1 protein-coding gene is annotated in these 351 nt (G+C 48.7%); it reads right to left on the bottom strand.

Going from position 1 to position 351, the window contains the following annotated elements:
- Positions 1 to 53 precede the first annotated feature (53 nt).
- The coding region (locus AC2Q9J_RS17720; protein WP_499041979.1) for an alpha-glucosidase C-terminal domain-containing protein at positions 54 to 351 on the bottom strand (298 nt) is incomplete at its 5' end.

Genomic DNA, 351 nt, shown 5'->3' with positions numbered 1-351 from the left:
CTCGTCCCACGCTTCATTCAAAAGAGGTACCCTCCTCAGAAGGTACCTTTCTATCATAAACGATATAACCGTGCTGCGAATGGTCGAAGCATAAACGTTTCCCTATCAATCGTTTCCGGGTCAATCTCATTCGTCATGACAAGCGTGGCGCCTGCAATTTCCGGAATGGTCACTTCTGCCGGATTGGCGGTCAAGTTGACGACCACGAAGAAGCGGTTGTTTTCAAACGTACGCTCGTAGACGAAGGCTTGCTTATGTTCAGGCAAGACGTCACGATAACGACCATACGTAAACGTTTCCTCAGCACGACGAAGACGGATCATCTCCATATAGAACGACAGAATGGAGTGC

The sequence above is a fragment of the Planococcus sp. RAB007_Raresut genome (assembly GCF_057369535.1).
This window is presented reverse-complemented; position numbering and strand designations above follow the sequence as displayed.